Source organism: Pseudomonas putida, from assembly GCF_009883635.2.
In the GTDB taxonomy this organism is placed as follows: Bacteria; Pseudomonadota; Gammaproteobacteria; order Pseudomonadales; family Pseudomonadaceae; genus Aquipseudomonas; species Aquipseudomonas putida_W.
In genome coordinates this window covers 3,658,408-3,684,698 of the sequence record NZ_CP026115.2, presented here as the reverse complement: position 1 = coordinate 3,684,698, position 26,291 = coordinate 3,658,408, and the positions used below count along the sequence as shown (strand labels likewise).

Annotated in this window: 24 protein-coding genes; 11 read left to right on the top strand and 13 right to left on the bottom strand. The window is 63.2% G+C overall.

Features of this window, described 5'->3' with window-relative positions; translation table 11 throughout:
- Positions 1-28: 28 nt before the first annotated feature.
- The 3 genes from C2H86_RS16820 to C2H86_RS16810 all read right to left on the bottom strand — a co-directional run bounded on the left by C2H86_RS16820 (position 29) and on the right by C2H86_RS16810 (position 2,869).
- Positions 29-850, bottom strand: coding sequence for an ATPase (locus C2H86_RS16820; protein ID WP_159409006.1), 822 nt, complete (start codon positions 848-850; stop codon positions 29-31).
- Between the two features lie 87 nt (positions 851-937).
- Entirely contained in the window at positions 938-1,933 is a 996-nt protein-coding gene (locus C2H86_RS16815) for an NAD-dependent epimerase/dehydratase family protein (protein ID WP_159409005.1), read from the bottom strand.
- A gap of 45 nt (positions 1,934-1,978) precedes the next feature.
- Positions 1,979-2,869 carry a LysR family transcriptional regulator ArgP gene (locus tag C2H86_RS16810; protein WP_159409004.1) on the bottom strand — a complete coding sequence of 297 codons (891 nt, stop codon included), beginning with the start codon at positions 2,867-2,869 and terminating at the stop codon, positions 1,979-1,981.
- Between the two features lie 90 nt (positions 2,870-2,959).
- Here C2H86_RS16810 and C2H86_RS16805 point away from each other — a divergent pair, with 90 nt between their 5' ends.
- The 9 genes from C2H86_RS16805 to C2H86_RS16765 all read left to right on the top strand — a co-directional run bounded on the left by C2H86_RS16805 (position 2,960) and on the right by C2H86_RS16765 (position 16,390).
- Positions 2,960-3,559, top strand: coding sequence for a LysE/ArgO family amino acid transporter (locus C2H86_RS16805; RefSeq protein WP_159409003.1), 600 nt, complete (start codon positions 2,960-2,962; stop codon positions 3,557-3,559).
- A gap of 191 nt (positions 3,560-3,750) precedes the next feature.
- Entirely contained in the window at positions 3,751-4,347 is a 597-nt protein-coding gene (locus tag C2H86_RS16800; protein ID WP_159409002.1) for a superoxide dismutase, read from the top strand.
- 237 nt (positions 4,348-4,584) lie between these two features.
- The gene (locus C2H86_RS16795; RefSeq protein ID WP_159409001.1) at positions 4,585-6,636 is read left to right on the top strand and encodes a putative bifunctional diguanylate cyclase/phosphodiesterase; all 2,052 of its coding nucleotides are present in this window, start codon (positions 4,585-4,587) and stop codon (positions 6,634-6,636) included.
- 161 nt (positions 6,637-6,797) lie between these two features.
- Complete coding sequence (locus C2H86_RS16790; protein WP_159409000.1) at positions 6,798-8,135, top strand: imelysin family protein; 1,338 nt, start codon at positions 6,798-6,800, stop codon at positions 8,133-8,135.
- Positions 8,136-8,363: 228 nt separating this feature from the next.
- Complete coding sequence (locus C2H86_RS16785; RefSeq protein ID WP_159408999.1) at positions 8,364-9,791, top strand: di-heme oxidoredictase family protein; 1,428 nt, start codon at positions 8,364-8,366, stop codon at positions 9,789-9,791.
- Between the two features lie 19 nt (positions 9,792-9,810).
- Positions 9,811-10,875: an imelysin family protein gene (locus tag C2H86_RS16780; RefSeq protein WP_159408998.1), complete on the top strand. Its 1,065-nt coding sequence runs from the start codon at positions 9,811-9,813 to the stop codon at positions 10,873-10,875.
- A gap of 2 nt (positions 10,876-10,877) precedes the next feature.
- Positions 10,878-11,975, top strand: coding sequence for a DUF1513 domain-containing protein (locus C2H86_RS16775; protein ID WP_159408997.1), 1,098 nt, complete (start codon positions 10,878-10,880; stop codon positions 11,973-11,975).
- A gap of 208 nt (positions 11,976-12,183) precedes the next feature.
- Positions 12,184-13,332: an efflux RND transporter periplasmic adaptor subunit gene (locus C2H86_RS16770; RefSeq protein WP_159408996.1), complete on the top strand. Its 1,149-nt coding sequence runs from the start codon at positions 12,184-12,186 to the stop codon at positions 13,330-13,332.
- 13 nt (positions 13,333-13,345) lie between these two features.
- On the top strand, positions 13,346-16,390 hold the full coding sequence (locus C2H86_RS16765; RefSeq protein ID WP_159408995.1) for a multidrug efflux RND transporter permease subunit: 3,045 nt from the start codon (positions 13,346-13,348) through the stop codon (positions 16,388-16,390).
- A 60-nt stretch (positions 16,391-16,450) separates the two neighbouring features.
- Here the strand turns inward: C2H86_RS16765 and C2H86_RS16760 are convergent, their stop codons facing one another.
- The 5 genes from C2H86_RS16760 to colR form a co-directional block, all read right to left on the bottom strand.
- Positions 16,451-16,672 (bottom strand): hypothetical protein, encoded by a 222-nt coding sequence (locus C2H86_RS16760; RefSeq protein WP_103449268.1) that lies wholly within the window; start codon positions 16,670-16,672, stop codon positions 16,451-16,453.
- A complete protein-coding gene (locus C2H86_RS16755) occupies positions 16,672-17,370 on the bottom strand; it encodes a lipopolysaccharide kinase InaA family protein (RefSeq protein ID WP_159408994.1) in 699 nt (232 codons plus the stop codon). The genes C2H86_RS16760 and C2H86_RS16755 overlap by 1 nt, the downstream gene beginning before the upstream one ends.
- Before the next feature lie 6 nt (positions 17,371-17,376).
- The gene (locus C2H86_RS16750; RefSeq protein ID WP_159408993.1) at positions 17,377-18,057 is read right to left on the bottom strand and encodes a class I SAM-dependent methyltransferase; all 681 of its coding nucleotides are present in this window, start codon (positions 18,055-18,057) and stop codon (positions 17,377-17,379) included.
- A gap of 107 nt (positions 18,058-18,164) precedes the next feature.
- Positions 18,165-19,466, bottom strand: a complete 1,302-nt coding sequence (locus C2H86_RS16745; RefSeq protein WP_159408992.1) for a sensor histidine kinase — start codon at positions 19,464-19,466, stop codon at positions 18,165-18,167.
- On the bottom strand, positions 19,456-20,139 hold the full coding sequence (gene colR, locus C2H86_RS16740; protein WP_003255215.1) for a two-component system response regulator ColR: 684 nt from the start codon (positions 20,137-20,139) through the stop codon (positions 19,456-19,458). The genes C2H86_RS16745 and colR overlap by 11 nt, the downstream gene beginning before the upstream one ends.
- 180 nt (positions 20,140-20,319) lie before the next feature.
- On the opposite strand from colR, the gene C2H86_RS16735 reads away from it, so the two are divergent.
- Positions 20,320-21,051 (top strand): phosphatase PAP2 family protein, encoded by a 732-nt coding sequence (locus C2H86_RS16735; protein WP_159408991.1) that lies wholly within the window; start codon positions 20,320-20,322, stop codon positions 21,049-21,051.
- A gap of 78 nt (positions 21,052-21,129) precedes the next feature.
- Here C2H86_RS16735 and groL read toward each other — a convergent pair whose 3' ends face one another.
- The 5 genes from groL to C2H86_RS16710 all read right to left on the bottom strand — a co-directional run bounded on the left by groL (position 21,130) and on the right by C2H86_RS16710 (position 25,775).
- The gene (groL, locus tag C2H86_RS16730) at positions 21,130-22,770 is read right to left on the bottom strand and encodes a chaperonin GroEL (protein WP_159408990.1); all 1,641 of its coding nucleotides are present in this window, start codon (positions 22,768-22,770) and stop codon (positions 21,130-21,132) included.
- A gap of 51 nt (positions 22,771-22,821) precedes the next feature.
- Positions 22,822-23,115: a co-chaperone GroES gene (locus C2H86_RS16725; protein ID WP_009684394.1), complete on the bottom strand. Its 294-nt coding sequence runs from the start codon at positions 23,113-23,115 to the stop codon at positions 22,822-22,824.
- A gap of 252 nt (positions 23,116-23,367) precedes the next feature.
- Positions 23,368-23,829: an FxsA family protein gene (locus tag C2H86_RS16720; protein ID WP_159408989.1), complete on the bottom strand. Its 462-nt coding sequence runs from the start codon at positions 23,827-23,829 to the stop codon at positions 23,368-23,370.
- A 67-nt stretch (positions 23,830-23,896) separates the two neighbouring features.
- Positions 23,897-24,628, bottom strand: a complete 732-nt coding sequence (locus tag C2H86_RS16715) for a HugZ family protein (RefSeq protein WP_159408988.1) — start codon at positions 24,626-24,628, stop codon at positions 23,897-23,899.
- A gap of 136 nt (positions 24,629-24,764) precedes the next feature.
- A complete protein-coding gene (locus tag C2H86_RS16710) occupies positions 24,765-25,775 on the bottom strand; it encodes a DUF481 domain-containing protein (RefSeq protein ID WP_159408987.1) in 1,011 nt (336 codons plus the stop codon).
- A gap of 153 nt (positions 25,776-25,928) precedes the next feature.
- Here C2H86_RS16710 and C2H86_RS16705 point away from each other — a divergent pair, with 153 nt between their 5' ends.
- Complete coding sequence (locus tag C2H86_RS16705) at positions 25,929-26,282, top strand: MGMT family protein (RefSeq protein ID WP_159408986.1); 354 nt, start codon at positions 25,929-25,931, stop codon at positions 26,280-26,282.
- Positions 26,283-26,291: the final 9 nt, after the last annotated feature.

Below are 26,291 nucleotides of genomic sequence, written 5' to 3'. Positions count from 1 at the left end.
ATCGCCGGGGCCGCTCTGCGGCCCTTTCTCAAGGTCGGGAATTGATCTGCTGCTGCAGGTTCTGAATCTGGCTCTGCAGGGTATTGAGGTTACGCGTGGTCTGCCCACGGAACGCATCGAACTCCTGCACCGTCGCCCCGCTCGACGAGGCTGACCGGTTTTCCATCTGGGTCTTGAGCACCAGCACATCCTGCTCCAGGCTGTCGATCGCGGCTTTCTGATTGCCCTGCTTCTTCAGTGCAGCCACCTCATCGTTGAGGTTCTTTAACTGGCCATCGAGCTTGCCGCCGTCCACCTGCCCCGACTTCAGTGCCGCCAGCTCGCCGTTCACCGCCTTCAACTGTGCCTGCAGCTGGGTCTGCAGCTCGGTAACCGCCTTCTGCTGCTCACGGGTATCGGCCAGTACCTGCTCCAGGCGCTTGCCCAGGTCACCCGCCTGCCCCGCCACACCTTGCTGCTGCTTACCCTGCTCGGCCAGGCTGGCCTGCAACTGACGGATCTGCAGCTTCAGTGCTTCGCTGCCGGTGGTGCTCGTTGACTCACTGAGATCGACCTTGCCGCTGATCGCCTGCAAACGCCCGGCAGCTTCTTCGCTGATCCGCGCAAAGCTTTCCTGGGTGGCCACAAGCTGCTGCTCCATCAGCGAGATCTGCTGGAAGCTCCACCAGCCCAGCCCCGCCAAGGCAATGAATGACGCCCCGAGCAATGCCCACAGTGGCCCGGTACTGGCCGGCTTGGCGGCCTTCTGACGGCTGCGCGAGACGTGTGCGGGCAACAGCTCGTCGTCATCGGGGGTACCCGCCCGCAAGGTGGGCACATCATCGAAATCGTCGTTGGCATCGTTACGCATAGGTGGCTTCAACCGCAGTGGTAGCAAAGAGACATGAGTATAAACCGCTGGCGCGGCGCACTGATGACCATCATCTGCGGATCTGGTTCACTGCCCCAGCGGTTGATGCTTCCACCAGGCGCAGAATTCATCCAGCGCGGTCCACAGGCTGACCTTGGGCTGGTAATCCAGGTATTGGCGGGCGCGGCTGATATCCAGGGTGAAATCACGGCTCATCACCTGCATGCCCAAGCGCGACAAGGTCGGCTGCGGGCGCCCGGGCCAGAGCATGCAGGCGGCTTCGTTCAGCGCCGCGATGCTGTATGCCAGGCCATAGGAGCGATAGCGGGTTACCTGCGGCAGCTGCATCTGGCGCATCACGTAGTTGACCACGTCCCACAGCGGCAGTGGCTGGCCGTTGCTGATGTTGTAGGCCTGGCCCAGGGCGCGGTCCTCGGCGAACAAGGCGCTGAGCAGTGCATCGTTGAGGTTGTGCACACTGGTGAAGTCGACCTTGTTCAGGCCGTTGCCGATAATCGCCACACGGCCCTTGCGCTGCATCTGCATCAAGCGCGGGAAGATGCTCGCATCACCGGCCCCGGTGACGAAGCGTGGGCGCAGCGCCAGCACTTCCAGGCCGAACTCCTGGGCGCCGAACACTTTCTGTTCAGCGATATGTTTGGTTTGCGCATAGTGATCATGAAAGCGGCGCGGCACCTGGTCTTCACGGATCCCCAAGCGCGAGCGACCGTTGAAGTAGATCGACGGCGACGACAGGTGCACCAGGCGCCGTACATGCTCCTTGAGGCAGCCTTCGACGACGTTTTCCGTGACCACCACGTTGCCCTGGTGGAAGTCCTGGTAGCGCCCCCAGTTGCCCACGGCACCCGCGCAATGCACCACGGCCTCGACCCCCTGGCACAGGCGACGGGCCAGTTCAGGGTCACCCAGGTCGCCAGGGATGAACTGCGCGCCTCGCTTGACCAGGTGCTCCACGCCTTCGGCACGCCGGCCGCTGACCCGCACAGCCAGGCCCTGCTCCAGGGCAAAGCGCGCAAAGCGCCCGCCAATGAAGCCGCTCGCGCCGGTGACCAGAATTTGCATGTATGACTCCGCCTTGATTTCAGATGCAACAGACGCCAGCCGCCGCTACAAGGGCACCAGCCAGTGCTGTGCCGTATGCCGCAGGTGTTCGGTCAGTTGCGCGAGCAGGTGCCCGCCGTTGCGCCAATGATGCCAGTACAACGGCACATCGATGGGGGTATCGCTGCAGATTTCTACCAACTGGCCGTTCGCCAACTGCTCACGGGCCTGCAACTCGGGCACCAGGCCCCAACCCAGGCCTGCCTCGGTCATCCGCAGAAAGCCTTCGGACGACGGGCACAGGTGGTGCAGGAAACCATCCTGAATCCCCAGCGAAGCCAGGTAACGGTGCTGCAGGAAATCGTCCGGCCCGTAGACGATGGCCGGCGTGCGGGCCAGCCGTTGCGCTGCGAAACCCTGCGGGAAATAGCGTGCCATGAACCCCGGGCTGGCCAGCGCCCGATAGCGCATTGCACCCAGCGCCAGGCTGCGTGCGCCAGCCACCGGCCGCTCGCTGCCACACAGGCAGGCTGCCACTTCACCGGCACGCATGCGCTTGAGGCCGACCTCCTGGTCTTCCACCACCAGGTCGGTGAGCAGCTGATGCTCGGCGCAGAATGCCCCCACCGCGCCGGCCCACCAGGTCGCCAGGCTGTCGGCATTGAGGGCGATACGCAAGCGCTCGGGCATGCCCTCCTCGTCCAGTGCCGGCACCTGACGCTGCAGGTCGCGCTCGAGCAGGCGCACCTGCTGCACATGGTTGAGCAACTGGCGGCCGACCTCAGTCGGGCTCGGCGGCGTGGCACGCACCAGCACCGGCTGGCCGACTCGCGCTTCGAGCAGCTTGATGCGCTGCGAAATGGCCGACTGTGACAGCCCCAGCACCTGTGCGGCACGTTCGAAACCACCTTGCTCGATCACCGCCGCGAGGGCAGCCAGCAGCTTGTAGTCGAACATCGATTTTCCTAATGACTGATCAGCGCTATTTGTTTTTCTTATACAGCGACACTCGCCACAATATCCAGCATCTTGTTTGGAGTATTCGCCATGTGGCAAAGCTATCTCAACGGCATGCTGGTGGCCTTCGGCCTGATCATGGCCATCGGCGCACAAAACGCCTTCGTCCTCGCCCAGAGCCTGCGCCGCGAGCACCACTTACCAGTAGCCGCGCTGTGTATCGTCTGTGACGCGATCCTCGTGGCAGCCGGCGTGTTCGGCCTGGCCACGGTGCTGGCGCATAACCCGACGCTGCTCGCCATCGCCCGCTGGGGCGGCGCGGTGTTCCTCATCTGGTACGGCGCCAAGGCCCTGCGCAGTGCCTTTTCCAAACAGAGCCTGCAGCATCAGGAAGGCCAGGGCATGCGTTCGCGCCGGGCGGTGCTGCTGAGCGCATTGGCGGTTACCCTGCTCAACCCGCACGTGTACCTCGACACCGTGCTGCTGATCGGTTCGCTGGGGGCCCAGCAGACCGTGCCTGGCGCGTATGTGGCGGGCGCCGCAAGTGCCTCGTTGGTGTGGTTCTCCACCCTGGCGATCGGCGCCGCGTGGCTGGCACCGTGGCTGGCTCGCCCGGCCACCTGGCGGATGCTCGACCTGATGGTGGCGGTGATGATGTTCGCCGTGGCCGCGCAGCTGATCTTCAATTGAAGGCCGCCGGTCGGCGGCCGTCAACCGCTCTGGAACCTCTATTCCCTATCTTTGTTGCGTGGTTATGCGCCGGGCCCGGTGCTATGATCCAGCCCTTGCGTCGCAAAGAGTACAAACTCGCCGACGTACATCGGGCCGCCCGTGATCGGCCTTGCGCAAACCGCAAACAGACCTGAATCAGGAGATCCACCATGGCTTTTGAATTGCCGCCGCTGCCGTACGCCCACGATGCCCTGCAGCCGCACATCTCCAAGGAAACCCTGGAGTATCACCACGACAAGCACCACAACACCTATGTCGTGAACCTGAACAACCTGGTCCCAGGCACCGAATTCGAAGGCAAGACCCTGGAAGAGATCGTCAAGAGCTCTTCGGGCGGCATCTTCAACAACGCCGCTCAAGTCTGGAACCACACCTTCTACTGGAACTGCCTGGCACCTAACGCCGGTGGCCAGCCGACCGGCGCCCTGGCTGAAGCCATCAACGCCGCTTTCGGTTCCTTCGACAAGTTCAAGGAAGAGTTCTCCAAGACCTCGATCGGCACCTTCGGTTCCGGCTGGGGCTGGCTGGTGAAGAAAGCTGACGGCTCCCTGGCCCTGGCCAGCACCATCGGCGCCGGCTGCCCGCTGACCAGCGGCGACACCCCGCTGCTGACCTGCGACGTCTGGGAACACGCCTACTACATCGACTACCGCAACCTGCGTCCGAAGTACGTCGAGGCGTTCTGGAACCTGGTCAACTGGAAATTCGTTGCCGAGCAGTTCGAAGGCAAGACCTTCAAGGCCTGATTCATTCAGCCCTGAACGAAAAACCCGGCCCAGCGCCGGGTTTTTTTATGCCTGACAGTTTTCCCGCAGGGTCTTGCTCAGCGCGTATAGCACGCTAACATCAACCGTCTGGAAGTTTGATACCGCGCACTCAAGTTGCAGGGTCGGGCAACCGATACACTACCCAAGGTCGGCCGATAGTGTATTGCCAACGTTAATGGCAAAATGATGCCATGCGCATGGATTAAGGAAACCCCATTGAAGCTGGAATTGCGGAACAGCTTATCGGTCAAGTTGCTCAGGGTCGTGCTCCTTTCGGCGCTGGCGGTCGGCGTTGTCCTGAGTTGCGCGCAGATCGTCTACGACACCTACAAGACCCGCCAGGCCGTCAACAACGACGCCCAACGCATTCTCGACATGTTCCGCGACCCCTCTACCCAGGCGGTGTACAGCCTCGACCGGGAAATGGGCATGCAGGTAATGGAAGGCCTGTTCCAGGACGAGTCGGTGCGCATGGCCTCGATCGGCCACCCCAATGAAACCATGCTGGCGGAAAAGTCCCGCCCGCTGCAGGACATGTCGATGCGCTGGCTGACCGACCTGATCCTCGGCCAGGAACGCACCTACACCACCCAGCTGGTCGGCCGTGGCCCTTACAGCGAGTACTACGGCGACCTGAGCATCACACTCGATACTTCGTCCTATGGCGAAGACTTCCTGGTCAACGCGGTGATCATCTTCATTTCCGGTGTGCTGCGCGCCCTGGCCATGGGCCTGGTGCTGTACCTGGTCTATCACTGGCTGCTGACCAAGCCGCTGTCGAAGATCATCGAGCACCTTACCCAGATCAACCCCGACCGCCCCAGCCAGCACCAGATCCCGCTGCTCAAGGGCCACGAGAAGAACGAACTGGGCATCTGGGTCAACACCGCCAACCAGCTGCTGGCCTCGATCGAGCGCAACACCCACCTTCGCCACGAAGCCGAGAACAGCCTGCAACGCATGGCCCAGTACGATTTCCTCACCGGCCTGCCCAACCGCCAGCAATTGCAGGAGCAGCTCGACAAGATCCTCGCCGACGCCGGCCGCCTGCAGCATCGCGTGGCCGTATTGTGCGTAGGCCTGGACGACTTCAAGGGCATCAACGAGCAGTTCAGCTACCAGACCGGCGACCAGCTGCTGCTGGCCCTGGCCGACCGCCTGCGCGCCCATAGCGGGCGCCTGGGTGCCCTGGCGCGGCTGGGCGGCGACCAGTTCGCCCTGGTCCAGGCCAATATCGAGCAGCCTTACGAGGCGGCGGAGCTGGCCCAGAGCATCCTCGACGACCTGGAACTGCCATTCGGCCTCGACCACCAGCAGATCCGCCTGCGCGCCACCATCGGCATCACCCTGTTCCCCGAAGACGGCGACAGCACCGAGAAGCTGTTGCAGAAGGCCGAACAGACCATGACCCTGGCCAAGGCCCGCTCGCGCAACCGCTACCAGTTCTACATCGCCAGCGTCGATAGCGAAATGCGCCGCCGCCGCGAGCTGGAAAAGGACCTGCGCGAAGCCCTGCCACGCAACCAGCTGTACCTGGTCTACCAACCGCAAATCAGCTACCGCGACCACCGCGTGGTCGGCGTCGAGGCCTTGCTGCGCTGGCAGCACCCGGAGCTGGGCATGGTCCCGCCCGACCAGTTCATCCCGCTGGCCGAGCAGAATGGCAGCATCATCAGCATCGGCGAGTGGGTACTCGACCAGGCCTGCCGGCAGTTGCGCGAATGGCACGACCTGGGCTTCAGCGAATTGCGCATGGCGGTCAACCTGTCCACCGTGCAACTGCACCACAACGAGCTGCCACGGGTGGTCAACAACCTGCTGCAGGCCTACCGCCTGCCTCCGCGCAGCCTGGAGCTGGAGGTGACCGAGACCGGCCTGATGGAAGACATCAGCACCGCCGCCCAGCACCTGCTGAGCCTGCGCCGCTCCGGGGCGATGATCGCCATCGACGACTTCGGCACCGGCTACTCGTCGCTCAGCTACCTGAAGTCGCTGCCGCTGGACAAGATCAAGATCGACAAGAGCTTCGTCCAGGACTTGCTCGACGACGATGACGACGCCACCATCGTTCGCGCCATCATCCAGCTGGGCAAGAGCCTGGGGATGCAGGTGATCGCCGAAGGCGTGGAAACCGCCGAGCAGGAAACCTACATCATCGCCCAGGGTTGCCATGAGGGGCAGGGTTACCACTACAGCAAGCCGTTGTCGGCCCGCGAGCTGACCAATTTCCTCAAGCAAGCCCAGCGCAATCAAGTCTCCGCGCTGTAACACTTGCCGCTGGCATTACAGGCCGTGACGCGCATTTACATGAATTGCGCGCCCGCCCCCTTTACAGCAAATGCAAATCTTTCGCATGATGTTGCCGTTTCGCGTGCCACGGCGCACGGCCTAACCCCTTGGTCCAACCACACGACGCAGGAAAACCAATAATGATTCGTATGCCTCTGGCCTCCGCCAGTCTGCTGGCCATCGCCATCGCTCTCGCCGGTTGCGGCGAAGGCAAGGATGACAAGGCCGCCGCTCCGCAAGCTCAGGCACCTGCTGCTGCCAGCACTACCGCTGCGGCGCCCGGGGCTGTCGACGAAGCGGCCGGCAAAGCCGTGGTCAAGCATTACGCCGAAATGGTCTACGCCGTGTACAGCGATTCGCTGAGCACCGCCAAGACCCTGCAGACCGCCGTCGACGCGTTCCTCGCCAAGCCCAACGACGAAACCCTGAAGGCCGCCAAAGAGGCCTGGGCCGCCGCGCGCGTTCCGTACCTGCAGAGCGAGGCGTTCCGCTTCGGCAACACCATCATCGACGACTGGGAAGGCCAAGTGAACTCCTGGCCGCTGGACGAAGGCCTGATCGACTACGTCGACAAGAGCTACGAGCACGCCCTGGGCAACCCGGCGGCCAGCGCCAATATCATCGCCAACACCGAGATCCAGGTCGGCGAAGAGAAGGTCGACGTCAAGGACATCACCCCTGAGAAGCTGGCCGGCCTGAACGAACTGGCAGGTTCCGAAGCCAACGTCGCCACCGGCTACCATGCCATCGAATTCCTGCTCTGGGGCCAGGACCTCAACGGCACCGGCCCAGGCGCAGGCAACCGCCCGGCGTCCGACTACCTGGAAGGCAAAGGCGCCACCGGCGGCCACAACGACCGTCGTCGTGCCTACCTGAAAGCGGTCACCGAGCTGCTGGTCAAGGACCTCGAAGTGATGGTCGGCAACTGGGCACCGAACGTCGCCGACAACTACCGCGCCACGCTGGAAGCGGAACCTGCTGCCGATGGCCTGCGCAAGATGCTGTTCGGCATGGGTAGCCTGTCGCTGGGCGAACTGGCCGGCGAGCGCATGAAGGTCTCGCTGGAAGCCAACTCGCCGGAAGACGAGCAGGACTGCTTCAGCGACAACACCCACTACTCGCACTTCTACGACGCCCTGGGCATCCGTAACGTCTACCTGGGTGAGTACACCCGTGTCGACGGCACCAAGCTGACCGGCCCGAGCCTGTCGTCGCTGGTGGCCAAGGCCGACCCGGCTGCCGACACCACCCTCAAGGCCGACCTCGACGCCACCCAGGCGAAGATCCAGGTCATGGTCGACCACGCGCTCAAGGGCGAGCACTACGACCAGCTGATCGCCGCCGACAACGCTGCCGGCAACCAGATCGTGCGTGATGCCATCGCCTCGCTGGTCAAGCAGACCGGCTCGATCGAGCAGGCTGCTGGCAAGCTGGGTATTGCCAACCTGAACCCGGACACCGCCGATCACGAATTCTGATCGACAGTTTCGGTTCACAAAGAGGCGGCCTTCGGGTCGCCTTTTTTCTATCCCGGCCTTTACGCGATCCTGTGGGAGCGGGCTTGCCCGCGAAAGGGCCGGTGCAGCACATGAAAATGCTGGCAATTCACATCCTTTTCACCCGGGTAATTGCAAATTGCTCTTATTCAAATAACGCCGTCCTGCTAAGCTTGCACGCCGATTTTTCGTCCACGCCCAGGATTTTGCATGTCCTCGTCGCTGTCCCGACTCTCCCCTCTGCTGCTGGCCCTCGCCCTTGCCGCCTGTGACGACGCCCCGCGTTTCACCCAGGCCGAGCCCGGTGAAGCGCTGTCTGGCGGCCAGGCAACGGTCCAGCGCGATGACCGCAAGGCATTCTCCCTGCCATCGGCCAACCTCTCGGCCGAGCGGCGCCTGGACTTCGCCGTGGGCAACAGCTTCTTCCGCAGCCCTTGGGTGATCGCCCCGTCCACCACTACCGCGCGTGACGGCCTGGGCCCGTTGTTCAACACCACGGCCTGCCAGAACTGCCACGTGCGCGACGGCCGCGGGCACCCGCCGGAGCCGGGCGACAGCAATGCCGTGGGCATGCTGGTGCGCCTGTCGATCCCCGATCAGCCTTACCTGGCCAAGGAGATCGAGCGCCTGGGCGTGGTCCCCGAACCCGCCTACGGCACCCAGCTGCAGGACATGGCCATCCCTGGCGTGGTGCCAGAGGGCAAAGTGCGGGTGAACTACACCACCCAGACCGTCACTTTCAAGGACGGCCACCCGGTCGAGCTGCGCCGCCCGACCCTGCAGATCACCCAGCTCGGCTACGGCCCCATGCACCCCGACACGCGCTTCTCGGCCCGCATCGCCCCGCCGATGATCGGCCTGGGCCTGCTCGAAGCCATCCCCGAGGCCGACATCCTGGCCAACGAAGACCCGGACGACCGCAACCATGACGGTATCCGCGGCCGCGCCAACAGGGTCTGGGACGACGCCCTGGGCAAGACCGTGATCGGCCGCTTCGGCTGGAAGGCCGGGCAGCCCAACGTCAACCAGCAGAACGTGCATGCCTTCAACGGTGACATGGGCCTGACCAGCACCTTGCAGCCGAAGGACGACTGCACCCCGGCCCAGGTCGACTGCCTGGCCGCGCCCAATGGCGACGGCGCAGGCGACGAGAAGGAAGTCAGCGATAACATCCTGCGCCTGGTCACCTTCTACACCCGCAACCTTGGCGTGCCTGCCCGTCGTGACGTTGGCGCGCCGCAAGTGCTGGCCGGCAAGAACCTGTTCTTCCAGGCCGGTTGCCAGGCCTGCCATATCCCGCAGTTCACCACCGCTGCCAACACCGCCGAAGCGGAGCTGGCCAACCAGGTGATCCGCCCCTACAGCGACCTGCTGCTGCACGACATGGGCCCAGGCCTGGCCGACGAGCGCACCGAATTCGCCGCCAACGGCCAGGACTGGCGTACCCCGCCGCTGTGGGGCATCGGCCTGACCGAAACCGTCAGTGGCCACACCCAGTACCTGCACGACGGCCGCGCCCGCAACCTGCTCGAAGCCGTGCTCTGGCACGGCGGCGAAGCCCAGTCGGCGCGCGACCATGTCTTGACCTTCAATGCCGAGCAGCGCGCCGCGTTGCTGGCTTTCCTGAACTCACTTTAAAACGCGCAAGGAGCCGGGCATGTTCCGACCCAAACTGTTGTTCACCAGCCTCGCCGCACTCGCCCTGGGTGCCTGCTCGCCGCAGGACCCGCAGGCGGTGACTTCCGCAGCCATCGCCAAGCAGGTGATCCTGCCGACCTACAGCCGCTGGGTCGAAGCCGACCGCCAGCTGGCCGCCAGCGCCCTGGCCTACTGTGAAGGCAAGGAAAGCCTGGACACCGCACGCGCCGACTTCCTCAATGCGCAGAAAGCCTGGGCCGAACTGCAACCGCTGCTGGTCGGCCCGCTGGCCGAAGGCAACCGCGCCTGGCAGGTACAGTTCTGGCCTGACAAGAAGAACCTGGTCGGCCGCCAGGTCGAGCAGCTGGTCAACGGCGACAAGCCGGTCGATGCCGCCGCCCTGGGCAAGGCCAGCGTCGTGGTACGCGGCCTGTCGGCTTACGAGTACATCCTCTTCGACAGCAAGCCGGACATCGCCACGGCCGAGCAGAAAGCCCGCTACTGCCCGCTGCTGGTCGCCATCGGCGAACACCAGAAGGTCCTGGCCGAGGAGATTCTCAAGGGCTGGAACAGCACCGACGGCATGCTGTCGCAGATGACCAAGTTCCCCAACCAGCGCTACGCCGACTCCCACGAGGCGATCGCCGACCTGCTGCGCTCCCAGGTCACCGCCCTGGACACCCTGAAGAAGAAGCTGGGTGCACCGATGGGTCGCCAGAGCAAGGGCATCCCGCAGCCGCTGCAGGCCGAAGCCTGGCGCAGCCATTCCTCGATGAAGAGCCTGGAAGCCACCCTCAAGGCCGCCCAGGCGGTGTGGGTCGGGGTCGACAACCAGGGCCTGCGCGGCCTGCTGCCCAGCGATCAGAAAGCCCTGGCGCAGAAGATCGACGACGCCTACGCTACGGCGCTCAAACTGCTGGCCCACAACCAGAAGACCCTCGGCGAGCTGCTGGCCGACGACGCCGGGCAGCAGACCCTCAACCAGATTTACGATGCCCTCAACGTCGTCCACCGCCTGCACGAAGGCGACCTGGCCAAGGCGCTGAACATCCAGCTGGGCTTCAATGCCAACGACGGTGACTGATCATGCTGCGACGCCAGGCCCTCAAACTCGGTAGCGTATTGCTCAGCGCCCTGACCCTGGGCGGTTGGAGCCTGTTCCGCAACAAAGGCAGCGAACCCTTGCTGCTGTCGGCGCGGGACGATGGCGACGGCAAGCACTATGCGGTCGGGTTCCGCCTGGACGGCACCCAGGTGTTCAGCACCCAGGTTGCCCAGCGTTGCCATGCCATCATCAACCACCCAGAGCTGCCGATCGCCCTGTTCGTCGCCCGCCGACCCGGTACCGAAAGCTACCTGGTCGACCTGCGCGACGGGCGCCTGCTGCAGACCGTCACCTCGCAACCGAACCGGCACTTCTATGGCCATGCGGTGATCCACAAGGCTGGCGAATGGCTGTATGCCACCGAGAACGACACCACCGACCCAGGCCGTGGCGTGCTCGGCGTGTACCGCTTCGAGGGTGAACGCCTGGTGCACACCGGCGAGATCCCGACCCACGGCATCGGCCCCCATGAAGTGGCCTGGCTGCCGGATGGCGAAACCCTGATCGTGGCCAACGGCGGTATCCGCACCGAGGCCGAGAGCCGGGTCGAGATGAACCTCAATGCCATGGAGCCCAGCCTGGTGCTGATGCAGCGCGACGGCACCCTGCTGAGCAAGGAAACCCTGGCCCAGCAGATGAACAGCGTGCGCCACCTGGCGGTGGGCGACGATGGCACCATCGCCGCCTGCCAGCAGTTCATGGGCGCTGCCGACGAGACCGCCGAGCTGCTGGCGATCAAGCGCCCGGGCGAGCCGTTCAAGGCCTTCCCGGTACCGGAGCGCCAGCTGCAATCGATGGCCCAGTACACCGCCAGTGTCGCCATCCACAGCGACCTGCGCCTGGTGGCCCTGACCGCGCCGCGGGCCAACCGCCTGTTCGTCTGGGACCTGGACAGCGGTGCGGTGAAGCTCGATGCGCCGATGCCCGACTGCGCCGGGGTCGGGGCGGTCAAGGATGGTTTCGTCGTTACCTCCGGGCAGGGCCGTTGCCGCTTCTACAACTGCCGCAAGGCCGAACTGATCGGGCAACCGCTGGACCTGCCGTCCGGGTTCTGGGATAACCACCTGCACCTGGCTTGACGGCCCTTTCGCGGGACAAGCCCGCTCCTACAAGAGACCCATGATGCTTGGGTTCGCGCTGTACCTGTAGGAGCGGGCTTGCCCCGCGAAGAGGCCGGCACAGGCAATCTCCTCTCCTTCTGCAATACTTCCCCCATCCGCACGTGGGCAGGATCGCCCGTTGTCGTGTCAAAACGAATAACAACCACGCATCCAAGGAACCGGACCTATGCTACGCCGCCGCATGCTCATCATGTTGGCCGTCGTTCTGCTGATCGTGCTGGCCCTGGGGGGCTACAAGGGCTTCTCGATCTACAAACAGATCCAGGTGTTCTCCGCCCCACGGCCGCCCATCACCGTTGCCGCCGCCCCGGCCGAACAGCGCCAGTGGCAGGAGCGCCTGCCTGCCGTAGGCAGCCTCAAGGCCCTGCAAGGCGTCGAGCTGAGCCTGGAAGTGGAAGGCATCGTCAAGGCCTTGTACTTCGACTCCGGGCAGAAGGTCAAAGCCGGGCAACCGCTGCTCAAGCTCAACGACGACCAGGAAACCGCCCTGCTCGGCACCGCCCAGGCCGACCTGGGGCTGGCCAAGGTCGACTTCGGCCGCGGCAGCCAGCTGGTCGGCGATGCCGCCATCTCCCGCGGCGAGTTCGATCGCCTGACCTCCCAGTACCGGCGCAATCAGGCTGTGGTCGAACAGCTCAAGGCGCAGAAGATCAAGAAAAGCATCAACGCGCCGTTCAATGGCACCATCGGCATCCGCCAGGTGGACATTGGCCAGTACCTGGCCGCCGGCACGGTGATCGCCACCCTGCAGGACCTCTCCAGCCTGTATGTCGACTTCAACGTGCCGGAACAGGCCTTGCCGCACCTGAGCCTCGGCCAGCAGGTGCTCGTGCAGGTGGCCGCCTACCCCGGCCAGACCTTCCCGGCCAGCCTCAGCGCGATCAACCCCAAGGTCGATGAGAACACACGCAACCTGCTGGTACGCGCGACATTGGCCAATCCGGACGACAAGCTGTTGCCCGGCATGTTCGCCAACCTGCTGATCCTGCTGCCCGACCCGCAGCCCCAGGTGGTGGTGCCGGAAAGCGCCATCACCTACACCCTGTACGGTAACTCGGTGTACGTCGCCACGCCGAAGAAGGACAAGGACGGCAACCCGGAAAACGACGACAAGGGCCAGCCGCAACTTACCGCCGAGCAACGCACGGTACAGACCGGCGAACGCCGCGATGGCGTGGTGGTGGTCAGCAAGGGCCTCAAGGCCGGTGAACAGGTGGTCACCGCCGGGCAGCTCAAGCTGACCCCGGGCGCGACCATCCGCATCGGCCAGGACAGCGCGCTCAAGCCCGAACAGGGCGCCCCGCGCACCGACTGAGCAGGAGGCAGGCATGGCGTTCACCGACCCGTTCATCCGCCGCCCGGTGCTGGCCAGCGTGGTCAGCCTGCTGATCCTGCTGCTCGGCTTCCAGGCCTGGAACAAGCTGCAGATCCGCCAATACCCGAAAATGGAAAACGCCCTGATCACGGTGACCACCGCCTACCCCGGGGCCAACGCCGAAACCATTCAGGGCTACATCACCCAGCCGCTGCAACAGAGCCTGGCCAGCGCCGAAGGCATCGACTACATGACCTCGGTCAGCCGCCAGAACTTCTCGGTGATCTCCATCTACGCGCGCATCGGCGCCGACAGCGACCGCCTGTTCACCGAACTGCTGGCCAAGGCCAACGAGGTGCGTAACCAGCTGCCGCAGGATTCTGAAGACCCGGTCCTGAGCAAGGAAGCCGCCGACGCCTCGGCGCTGATGTACATCAGCTTCTACAGCAAGGAGATGAGCAACCCGCAGATCACCGACTACCTGTCACGGGTGATCCAACCCAAGCTGGCCACCCTGCCGGGCATGGCCGAAGCGGAAATCCTCGGCAACCAGGTGTTCGCCATGCGCATCTGGATCGACCCGGTGAAGCTGGCCGGCTTCGGCCTTGCCGCCACCGACGTGACCAATGCCGTACGCCGCTACAACTTCCTCTCCGCCGCCGGCGAAGTAAAGGGCGAGTACGTGGTCACCAGCATCAACGCCAGCACCGAGCTGAAATCGGCCGAAGCCTTCGCCGCGCTGCCGCTCAAGGTGTCCGGTGACAGCAGGGTGCTTCTGGGTGACGTGGCGCGCGTGGAAATGGGCGCGGAAAACTACGACACGGTCAGTTCGTTCGATGGCACGCCGTCGGTCTACATCGGCATCAAAGCCACCCCGGCGGCCAACCCACTGGACGTGATCAAGGAAGTGCGGCGCATCATGCCGGAGCTGGAAAGCCAGCTGCCGTCGGCGCTGAAGGTATCGATCGCCTACGACGCCACGCTGTTCATCCAGGCGTCCATCGACGAAGTGATCAAGACCCTGGGCGAAGCGGTGCTGATCGTCATCGTGGTGGTGTTCCTGTTCCTCGGCGCCCTGCGCTCGGTGCTGATCCCGGTGGTGACCATCCCGCTGTCGATGATCGGTGTGCTGTTCTTCATGCAGATGATGGGCTACTCGCTGAACCTGCTGACACTGCTGGCGATGGTGCTGGCCATCGGCCTGGTGGTGGACGATGCCATCGTGGTGGTGGAGAACATCCACCGGCACATGGAGGAAGGCAAGTCACCCTTCGATGCCGCCCTGGAAGGCGCGCGGGAAATCGCCATGCCAGTGGTGTCGATGACCATTACCCTGGCGGCGGTGTACGCGCCCATCGGTTTCCTTACCGGGCTCACCGGCGCGCTGTTCAAGGAATTCGCCCTCACCCTGGCTGGCGCGGTGGTGATCTCCGGCATCGTCGCCCTGACTCTGTCACCGATGATGTGCGCCCTGCTGCTGCGCCAGGAGCAGAACCCCAGTGGCCTGGCCCATCGGCTCGACGTGCTGTTCGAAGGCCTCAAGGTGCGTTACCAGCGCCTGCTGCACGCCACCCTCGACAGCCGCCCGGTGGTGCTGGTGTTCGCCGTGATCATCCTGTGCCTGGTCCCGGTGCTGCTCAAGTTCACCCAGAACGAGCTCGCGCCCAACGAGGACCAGGGCGTCATCTTCATGATGAGCAGCTCGCCGCAGCCGGCCAACCTCGACTACCTGAACGCCTACACCGACCAGTTCACGCCCCTGTTCAAGAGCTTCCCCGAATACTACTCATCGTTCCAGATCAACGGTTTCAACGGCGTACAGAGCGGCATCGGTGGCTTCCTGCTCAAGCCCTGGAACGAACGCCAGCGCACGCAGATGGAGCTGCTGCCGCTGGTGCAGGCCAAGCTCGAGCAGATTGGCGGGCTGCAGATCTTCGGTTTCAACCTGCCATCGCTGCCGGGCACAGGTGAGGGCCTGCCGTTCCAGTTCGTGATCAATACCGCCGGTGACTACCCTGCCCTGCTGGAGGTCGCCCAGCGGGTCAAGCAACGGGCGCAGGAATCGGGCAAGTTCGCCTTCCTCGACATCGACCTGGCCTTCGACAAGCCTGAAGTGGTGGTCGACATCGACCGGGCCAAGGCGGCGCAGATGGGCGTTTCCATGGATACCCTGGGCGGCACCCTGGCCACCCTGCTGGGCGAGGCGGAAATCAACCGTTTCACCCTCGAAGGCCGCAGCTACAAGGTGATTGCCCAGGTCGAGCGGCCCTATCGAGACAACGCCGGCTGGTTGAACAACTACTACGTGAAGAACGAGCAAGGGCAGCTGCTGCCCTTGTCGACACTGATCACCCTCAGTGACCGAGCCCGCCCCCGCCAGCTCAACCAGTTCCAGCAGCTGAACTCGGCGATCATCCAGGGGGTGCCGATGGTCAGCATCGGCGAGGCGCTGCAGACGGTGCGCGACATCGCCCGGGAAGAAGCACCGGAGGGCTTTGCCTTCGACTATGCCGGGACGGCCAGGCAGTACGTGCAGGAAGGCAGCGCCCTGTGGGTGACCTTCGGCCTGGCGCTGGCGATCATCTTCCTGGTGCTGGCCGCGCAGTTCGAGAGCTTCCGCGACCCGTTGGTGATCCTGGTGACCGTGCCATTGTCGATCTGTGGCGCGCTGCTACCGCTGTTCCTGGGCATATCCAGCATGAACATCTACACCCAGGTGGGGCTGGTGACGCTGATCGGGCTGATCAGCAAACACGGCATCCTGATCGTCGAGTTCGCCAACCAGTTGCGTGAGGAAAAGGGCTTGAGCGTTCGCCAGGCCATCGAGGAAGCGGCCGCCATTCGCCTGCGGCCGGTGCTGATGACCACGGCTGCGATGGTGTTCGGCATGGTGCCGCTGATCCTGGCCACCGGGGCCGGCGCGGTGAGCCGGTTCGATATCGGCACGGTGATTGCCACCGGGATGTCGATCGGGACCTTGTTCACCCTGTTTGTGCTGCCGTGTATCTACACCTTGCTGGCCCACAAGTCTGAGGCCAAGCAGCCAATTACCGCATGACCGCTCCTACAAAAAACAAAGGCCTCGCGATTGCGAGGCCTTCATCTTGCTCGAGCTGTATCAGCCAAACGGCCGAAGCCCCTGGCGCATGCCGAAGAGGAACAACAGCAGGTCCTGGTCCGGTTCGGCCTTGTTCTGCTGTGCCTTGACCTCATGCGGCACCGCGCACTGGTCTGCCTTGCTGAACACCACAGGCCGTGGCTCTTCCCAGGCAGCTACCGCCGCCGTGGTCACAGCCAACCCAGCCACCAGGAATAAAGCTCGAGCTATTTCTAGTTTCATTACCCTAACCCTTTGACAGCGCTGCCAAACGCCATCTGGTAAAAATAGAGCAGCGTTTGCCATTCCGTGTCATTCAGCGACGAGTGGCGGCGCAGCTGACGCAGGTCGTTACCCGCAGCCCGCTGACAGCTGATGCGTCGTCGGCACTTTTCCAGGTCCAGAAGGGCCACTTCGACGCGGGCCTGCTCACCCTCGCCGATGACCTTGATGAAGACGTGCTTGCCGTACAGGCAGCCATGCTGCCAATGGCCCAGGTGCATGCGCGCCAGGTTGTCGGCCAGGTCCTTGAGCATGCGTTCATGAACAACTTGAGGATAGCGCTCGCGCGCACCTTCGGCGTGCCACGTATCGAGTTCGACAAAGCCATCCAGCGCCTCACTGACCAACAGCGCGCGCCATTGGTGCTCGGGGTCACGCTCGGCACCACAAAACACGATGCGCGGCACGCGCACACCCAGTTGCTCGAAGCTGTTCAGTGCATCGAGCTCGCGCAATACGGTCGGCCTGCCGAATGGGTGCAACAGGCTGCGATAGATATGGCCGACCTGACGCTTGGCATACAGCACCTTGCCGTTGCCATCGTTCAGCCGTTGTACGCCACTTTCACCACCGCGCCGCTGGTTGGGTTCCTCGACCCATTCGCCCTGCTGGCGCCAGTAATAATCGAACCGAGACTCCCCATTTTGGGCTACAGCCATCAAACACTACCCCTTACGCAATACATACACCCGCCACATGGCATAGAACGGCAGGAAGTCGAGGTGTTCCTGGATTCTGAAGCCGGCGGACTTGAATTCTGCTTCAACCGTTTCTGCCGGTAACACGAAGCGGTTCTGATAGCTGCTCTGTTCGGCCTTGGCACTACGCTTTTTCTCGAGCTTCTGGCGGCGCCAGGCCTTGAAGTTACCGTCCACCCACAATGACAGGATTACGCTGTCACGGCTAACCCTTTGAAACTCGTCAAGAATGGTCTTGCGGTGAGCCGCTTCGCCAATGTGGTGGAACAGCCGCATGCAGAAGATGCTGTCGACCGAATTATCCGGCAAGTCGATCGCGAATGCCGAAGTCTGCAAAGGGCGTACCCGAGCTACCACCTCTGGCGGTTGTGCGGCACAGGCCGTCTGGATCATCGCCTCGGAGTTGTCGGCGCCGATGATCACCCGGTTCGGCTTTTCCGCCAGCAGCGGCCAGAAACGGCCCGCACCGCAAGGCAAGTCGAGGACCAAGCCTGGTTCTCCCGCCAGCGCCAGGGCGCGTCGGGCCAGCTGCTCGTCACGCTTGTGGGACAGGCGTCGAGCCAGTCCATCCTGGTGTTTGAGGAAGTAGTCCTGGGCGTGTTGCTGGTCGTACTTCTCGGAAAATTCGAGTTTGATCGGGCTGCGCATCGAGTGGCTCCTGTATCCAATGCGCATACCTTAGGTAACGAATCGTAGGGAACAGGTCATGCCAATGTGAAAAAAGTGTCATCAAACCGCAGGAATGTTTCATCCTGTTACCGAGTGGGATCGGTCTTTTCCGCGCTCTGGCTCAGATCCACCTGAAAACGGCAGCCATGCGGTGCCGTCGAGGTCAGGGTCACCCGCCAGCCCTGGTCATCGCAGATCCGCTGCACCAGCGACAGGCCCAGCCCAAGGCCTTCGCCACGCCGCTCCTCGCCGCGCACGAAAGGCTGGAACATGGCCTCGCGCTGCTCCTCCGGGATACCTACGCCACTGTCCTCGACACTGAAGCCGTTGAGCTCCAGGCTGAGGCGGATATAACCGCTATCGGTGTAATGGGCGGCATTGCGCAGCAGGTTGCCCATCACGGATTGCAGGAAGGTGGCGTTGTACAACAATGGGCCTGCACTGACCCGGCCATCGTAGTAGAGCGCCAGGCCCTTCTGTTCGATGGTATCGCGCCACACCCCGACCAGGTCGTCGGCGACTTCGCGCAGGGTTGCCTGGGATGCCACGGCGCCCTGGTCACGCTGGGCACGCGCCAGCATCAGGAAGGTCTTGACCAGCTCGCGCATCTCTTCCGTGGCACGGGCGATACGCTCCACCTGGCTGCGCGCGCGGGTATCCAGATTGGGGTTTTCCATCAGCAGTTCGCACGAGGTGGCCAGCACCATCAGCGGTGTGCGCAACTCATGGCTGACATCGCTGGTGAACAAGCGCTCGCGGTTCAGTGCATTGCGCAGCCGGCCCAGGGTATCGTCGAAGGCCACCGCCAGCTGGCCGACTTCGTCGGCCGCGTAGTCCGGTGCCAACGGCGGCGCCAGGCCAAGCAACTGATCACGATGGCGAACCTGTCGTGCCAGGCGGATGACCGGTGCCATCACCCTGCGCGCCAATAGCCAGCCGAGCACCACCGCCAGTACCAGGCTGAGCACGAAGCCCACCACCACGACGGCGAACAGCACGCGCTCGCGCTCTTCGAAATCGCTCTGGTCCTGCAGCAGCACATAGCGGCGACCATCGACGATCTCGACCATCGCGTGGTAGGACAGCTGATCGCGAAACACCTCATGGAAGCCGACATCGAGGTGGCGCAGGTCCTTGGGCAGCTCGAAGTCATCGCGCCCGCCACTGAAGTAGAACAGCTGGTCAGGCCGCGGCCGGTGGCTCCAGTCACTGACGCTGTCCATGCGCAGCAAGCGCTGCAGGTCGCCGCCGAGCACCGATGAGATCAGGCGTTCTTCGACCAGATGCACCGTGGCGACGATACCGAAGGCGAAGGCGCCGGCCACCAGTGCGCTCATCAACGCAAAGGCGATGATGATGCGCTGGGCAAGGCTTTGCTTAAACTCCATCGCGGCCCTCGGCGAGGCGATAGCCGACGCCATGGACGGTATGCAGCAGCGGTTTTTCGAACGGTTTGTCGATCACCTGGCGCAACTGGTGCACGTGGCTGCGCAGGCTGTCGCTGTCCGGGCAGTCATCGCCCCACAGGGCTTCTTCCAGCACCTCGCGGCGCAGCACGTGCGGGCTCTTCTGCATCAATACCGCGAGCAGTTTGAGGCCGACTGGGTTGAGCTTGAGCAGGCGGCCCTGACGGGTCACTTCGAGGGTATCGAGGTCGTAGCTCAAGTCTGCGACCTGCAGGGTACGGCGCCCGCCACCCTGGGCCCGGCGCAGCACCGCTTCGATGCGCGCGGCCAGCTCGGACAGGGCAAAGGGTTTGAGCAGGTAATCATCGGCACCGGAGCGGAAGCCCTGCAGGCGATCGTCCAGTTGGTCGCGGGCCGTGAGCATGATCACCGGGGTATCACGGCGGGCATCCTCGCGCAGGCGCTTGCACAGGGTATAGCCATCGATACCGGGCAGCATGATGTCGAGCACGATCAGGTCGTAGTGCTCGGTGGCGGCCAGATGCAGGCCTGAGAGGCCGTCCTGGGCGCAGTCGACGGTGTAGCCTTTCATGCCCAGGTAATCGGCAAGGTTGGCAAGAATATCGCGGTTGTCTTCAACCAAAAGAATACGCATCGGGTTCTCCTGTGCGGCGCTTCGCTAGGGTGCGCGGCAGGCGCAGCTTAAGGCCATCGCCGGTACTGTGCCAGCCCCAGGGCAAATTCAGCGAAATTGACAGTTTTTTCACTGATCCTTCACGGACAGAGGATAGCGGGCGCATGACAATGCCCGGTCTTTTTACCCCCTGGAGTCGTCATGCAACAACGCACTCGTCCGCGTCCGATCAATCTCTGGCTATACCTGGGCATACCCTTGGCGGTTGCCGCGGCCCTGCTCCTGCTGGAACTGACCTCGCTTGACATGGACGTCGCCAACCTGTTCTTCGACCCCGCCGCCGGGCAGTTCATCGGCCGTCACAGTTATCTGCTGGAAACCGTCATGCATGACCGGGTCAAGCAAGGCGTGATCCTGCTTGGGCTGATTTCGCTGGGCGCGTTCGCCTCGAGCTTCTTCTGGAAACGTCTGTTCAGCTGGCGCCGCGAGCTGGGTTGCCTGGTCCTGGCGCTGGGGCTGTCGACGGCCTTCGTCACGCCGCTGAAGAAGGTGACCCAGGTGCAATGCCCGTGGAGCCTGACCCAGTTCGGCGGCAAGGAAACTTACAGCAAGCTGCTGGAACACCGTCCGGCGACCGACAAGCCTGGCCTGTGCTGGCCGGGTGGGCATGCAGCCACCGGTTTCTGCCTGTTCGGCCTGTTCTTCATGTTGCGTGACCGCCGGCCGAAACTGGCGCGGGTGGCGTTTGGGGTGGCCCTGGTGGCTGGCTCGACGCTGGGGTTGGGGCGGATGCTGCAGGGGGCGCACTTCCTGTCGCATAACGTGTGGACCGCCGTGTTCTGCTGGTTGATCGGCTTGGGCTCGTATTACCTGGTGCTGTATCGCCAGGGCATGGCCGAGGCGGCAGCCGGCGAGCATCGTACTGCCTGCTAGAGGGCCGGCACAGAAGAACGAAAAAGCCCCGGTTCTCACGAACCGGGGCTTTTTCTTGCTGCAGGGGGTAAGGCCGGCTTACATCATGCCGCCCATGCCACCCATGCCGCCCATGTCAGGCATGCCAGCAGCTGGCTTGTCTTCCGGCAGGTCGGCAACCATGGCTTCGGTGGTGATCATCAGACCGCCGATCGAAGCTGCGGCTTGCAGAGCCGAACGAGTGACCTTGGCTGGGTCGAGGATACCCATCTCGATCATGTCGCCGTATTCGCCGGTAGCAGCGTTGTAGCCGTAGTTGCCCGAACCTTGCTTGACCTTGTCAGCGACAACGCTTGGCTCGTCGCCGGCGTTGGCAGTGATCTGGCGCAGCGGCGCTTCTACAGCGCGACGCAGCAGGGCGATACCGACGTTCTGGTCTTCGTTGTCGCCTTTGAGGTCAACGATGGCAGCCAGGGCACGAACCAGGGCAACACCACCGCCAGGCACCACGCCTTCTTCGACGGCAGCACGGGTAGCGTGCAGGGCGTCTTCAACGCGGGCTTTCTTCTCTTTCATTTCAACTTCGGTGCCAGCACCGACCTTGATCACGGCAACACCGCCAGCCAGCTTGGCCAGACGCTCTTGCAGCTTCTCACGGTCGTAGTCCGAAGAGGTTTCCTCGATCTGGGCACGGATCTGCTTGACGCGTGCTTCGATGTCGGCGTCAACGCCAGCACCGTCGATGATGGTGGTGTTTTCCTTGGACAGGATGACGCGCTTGGCGTTACCCAGGTGCTCCAGGGTGGTGGTTTCCAGGGTCAGGCCGATTTCTTCGGAGATGACCTGGCCGCCGGTCAGGACAGCGATGTCCTGCAGCATGGCCTTGCGGCGGTCGCCGAAGCCCGGTGCCTTGACTGCAGCAACCTTGACGATGCCGCGCATGTTGTTGACCACCAGGGTAGCCAGGGCTTCGCCTTCGACGTCTTCGGCAACGATCAGCAGCGGACGGCCGGCCTTGGCAACGGCTTCCAGAACTGGCAGCAGCTCACGGATGTTGGAGATCTTCTTGTCGACCAGCAGCAGCAGCGGGCTTTCCAGCTCGGCAACCATGGTGTCCGGCTTGTTGACGAAGTATGGCGACAGGTAGCCACGGTCGAACTGCATGCCTTCTACGACGGACAGTTCGTTTTCCAGGCCCGAGCCTTCTTCAACGGTGATCACGCCTTCTTTACCGACTTTTTCCATGGCTTCGGCGATGATTTCACCGATGGAGTTGTCGGAGTTGGCGGAGATGGTGCCTACCTGGGCGATGGCCTTGGAGTCGGCGCATGGCTTGGACAGGTTCTTCAGCTCGGCGACAACGGCGGCGGTGGCCTTGTCGATGCCGCGCTTGAGGTCCATCGGGTTCATGCCGGCAGCGACGGCTTTCAGGCCTTCGTTGACGATGGCCTGAGCCAGAACGGTAGCGGTGGTGGTGCCGTCACCGGCAGCGTCGTTGGCCTTGGAAGCGACTTCCTTGACCAGCTGGGCGCCCATGTTTTCGAAGGCGTCTTTCAGCTCGATTTCTTTGGCGACGGAAACGCCGTCCTTGGTGATGGTCGGAGCGCCGAAGCTCTTGGCCAGCACTACGTTACGGCCTTTCGGGCCGAGGGTCGCTTTTACCGCGTCAGCCAGAACGTTGACACCAACCAGCATTTTCTTACGAGCGGAATCGCCGAATTTTACGTCTTTAGCAGCCATGATCGTTTAATCCTTGGAAATCTTTGGAGTAACGGGAAGTCGGGGGTGAAATCAGCCTTCGATAACGGCGAGGATTTCGTTCTCGGCCATGACCAGCAGGTCTTCGCCATCGACTTTCACGGTGTTGCTGCCCGAGTAAGGGCCGAAAACCACTTTGTCACCGACTTTAACGGCCAGCGCACGTACTTCGCCGTTTTCCAGGACGCGACCGGTGCCAACAGCAACGACTTCGCCGCGGTTTGGTTTTTCAGCGGCCGAACCCGGCAGGACGATACCGCCAGCGGTTTTCGATTCTTCTTCGCTGCGACGGATGACTACGCGGTCATGCAGAGGACGAAGCTTCATTGTCGATCTCTCCCAAATTGTGGTTTTCATCGGCCGGTATCGACACCGGCGGGTTGATGCGGTCCGGCATTGCCGGGGGTGGCCCGCAAAGGGCGGACCACCTGTGTCATGACTGGTGTTGCCACCAGAAACCTTGCGGTGACCACATACATGAGGCCGCCATATTCAATTACAAGGTTTGATATGCAAAATTTTTCAGCCAGTTGAAAAAGCCCGGGGCCGCTTGTGCGGCCCCGGGGGTTGCAGGTCTGATTATTTGTCGCGGCGCTCGTACTCGCCTTCGATCACGTTCGGGCGATGGCCGCCATCGCGAGGCGGCGCCTGGAACGGGTCGTCCTGGAACGCGCGCTGGCGCATGGCCTGGGCTTCGGCGCGCTCGCGCATCTTGCGGGCCGCCAGGTGGCGGGTGAACGGCAGCAGGCACAGCAGGCCCAGCACGTCGCTGATGAAGCCCGGCAGCAACAGCAAGCCACCGCCCACGGCCAGCATCAGGCCCTGGAACATGTCCTCGGCGGGCAGTTCGCCACGCTGCAGGCTTTCACGGGCACGCAGGGCGGTGGCAAGGCCGGCCACACGCACCACCAGCACACCCAGAGCGGAGCCGGCGATGATCAGCAGCAGCGCCGGAAAGAAACCGATGGCCCCGGCGACCTTGACGAAGACGAACAGCTCCAGCACCGGGAACAACAGAAACAGCAATAGAAAAGCACGCATCAAAGCATTCCTCGTCGGAAGAGACCCTTCCTGTAAGACCTACAGATGGATGCGTGCACTCGGGATTTCAAGCCTCGACTTCAGTCGCAGCCGGCCATTGTTCGGCGCGCGCCAGCAAAACCAGGGCTTCGCGGACTTGTGTCGGCGTGTTGCAAGGCGCGGGGAACGCTAACCAGTAGATACCCTGGCCAATACGCAGGTGCATGCCTTCGCTGTCGATGCCGACCATCTGCGCCGGTACGCTGCGCGGCAGGTCGCTCAGCTCGACGTAATGGGCAATGGCATTGGCATGGTCGCTGTTCATGTGCTCGATCATGCTCGCCTCGCTTTGGCCCGCGAACGGATTGGCCAGGGTCACCTGGTCGAGCCAGTGGATCGCGCCGAAGCCACCGATGTAGCGATGGCGCACCGGCTGCAGGACCCAGAAGTCGAAGTCATGGGCCTTGTGGTAGTTGGCCGCATCGGGGAAATAGCGGTAGTAGCGCTCGGCCGCCGCCTCGATGGCGGCCTCATCGACCAGCTTGTGCGCTTCGGCCATCACCGTCAGGCGGCCCACAGCCTGCACGTCCTCGGCCTCACGCTCACCCACCAGCAGCGAGCACTTGGGGTCCTTCTGCAGGTTGTGGGTGTGCTGGGCGATGCGGCTGATCAGGATCAGCGGGTTACCCTCGGCATCCAGGCAGTAAGGCACCACCGAACCGAACGGGAAGCCCGGCATGGACTTGGAATGGGTCGAAAGGACGCCGCGGTATTCCTTGAGCAGCAGTTCCCGGGCGGGGCGGATGGCGTTGGTACTCACTTGGGGGCGGCTCCTGGAGGCGGACTGGTTAGGTGACAAGATAAGCATTATCACATCCAGTGCCAATGGGGCTGCTTTGCAGCCCATCGCCGGTAAGCGCGGCTCCCACCGGGGAACGCAATTTCCCCCCGGCGATCTACCAGGTCACACCGAAGCCGGCAGTGTAACGAGTCTTGTCCAGGTCACTGTCCCGCGTCCCGGTGATGATGTCCTTCTCCGCCTTGAGGTTGAGCGAAGCCCACTCGGTGACCTTGTAGCGCAGCCCCACTTCGGCATCCAGCGAGTAGTCGGCCACGCCACCCAGCGGCTTGGCGAACTCGCCATTGGTGAACAGCTGGACGTTCTTGCCGATCAGGTAGCGGGTATAGTCCCATTTCACCGCCGCGGAGTAGAAGTTGTCCTTGGCACCGTCCTGATACTCGAAATCGGTACGGTTGATCAGCGAACCCAGCGAGAACGCGCCCAGTTCGTCGTCCCAGAACTGGTAGCCAGGGCCGGTACCGACGGTGCGCTGGCGGGCCAGGTCCTCGATGCGGTCGCGCTTGTACTCCATGCGCCCTTGCCAGAACCACTTCTCGGTGATGAAGCGGTCGAGCGCGTATTCCGCGCTCCAGTTGTCGGTGGTGGTGACATCGTCCTTGGTTTCGCGGTTGTACTCGCCTTCGGCATTGTGCCGCCAGCGGCCATGGCGAGCGGTGGTCTTGAAACCGACATCGTAATCATCGGTATCGTTTTCGGCGCGCTTGTAGTCAAGGGCCACGTCGACGTTGCCTTTCCAGACAAAATCTTCCACCACTGGCTTGGGCTTCATGATCTGCTGGACGCTGGCCAGGTCGACAGTTTTTGGCGCATCACCGTTGGCCAGCGTCACCTTGCCGGGCTCGGCGGCCTTGAGCGACTTGGCCACCTCGCCGGTGTAGGCGTCCTGCTTGACCAGCAATTTCTGATCGCTCTCGAGGGTCTGGACCTGTTTCCAGTCCAGCGAGATAGAGCCGCCATACGGTGTTTCCAGCAGCAGCTTGCCACCATCGAAAACACGAATCTTGCCGCTGAGCCGGTCACCGTTCTTCATCCACACGGTGTCGGCGAACGCCGGGGCGGCACACAGCGAAGCGGTCAATAGGCAAAGCAAGGATCTAGAATACATAAGCGCGCTACAGGTTCGATTTGACGAAAAAAGCCGGGCATTATCCAGATACCGACGACCAGAGCAAGCACAGACCCAGGAGCATGCCGTTGAGTTCAACTCTCATTTGCCGCAACCATTCGTCCGGTTTCATGCCAGGCCAGGGCTGCCCTGATGTCTGAGGGATATGAGCACGCGCTGGCGTCGCCTGAAGCCCGACGAACGGCGCTGTATTCGGTGCTTGGCCAAGTACCCGAGGGCAAGGTGGTCAGCTATGGCGAGCTCGCCGAGCTGGCGGGACTGGGCCGGGCGGCCCGTTGGGTCGGGCGCACCCTTGGGCAGTTACCGGCCGATACACGCCTGCCCTGGCACCGGGTACTCGGCGCAGGCGGGCGCCTGAGCCTGGCGCTGGGCACCCCTTCGGGCGATGAACAGCGGGCCAGACTGCGCGCAGAGGGTGTGAATGTGACCAATAATCGTGTGGATATGACGCGCCATGGCTGGCGCCCGATGGAGCACAGCGGTTAGAGTGCGCGC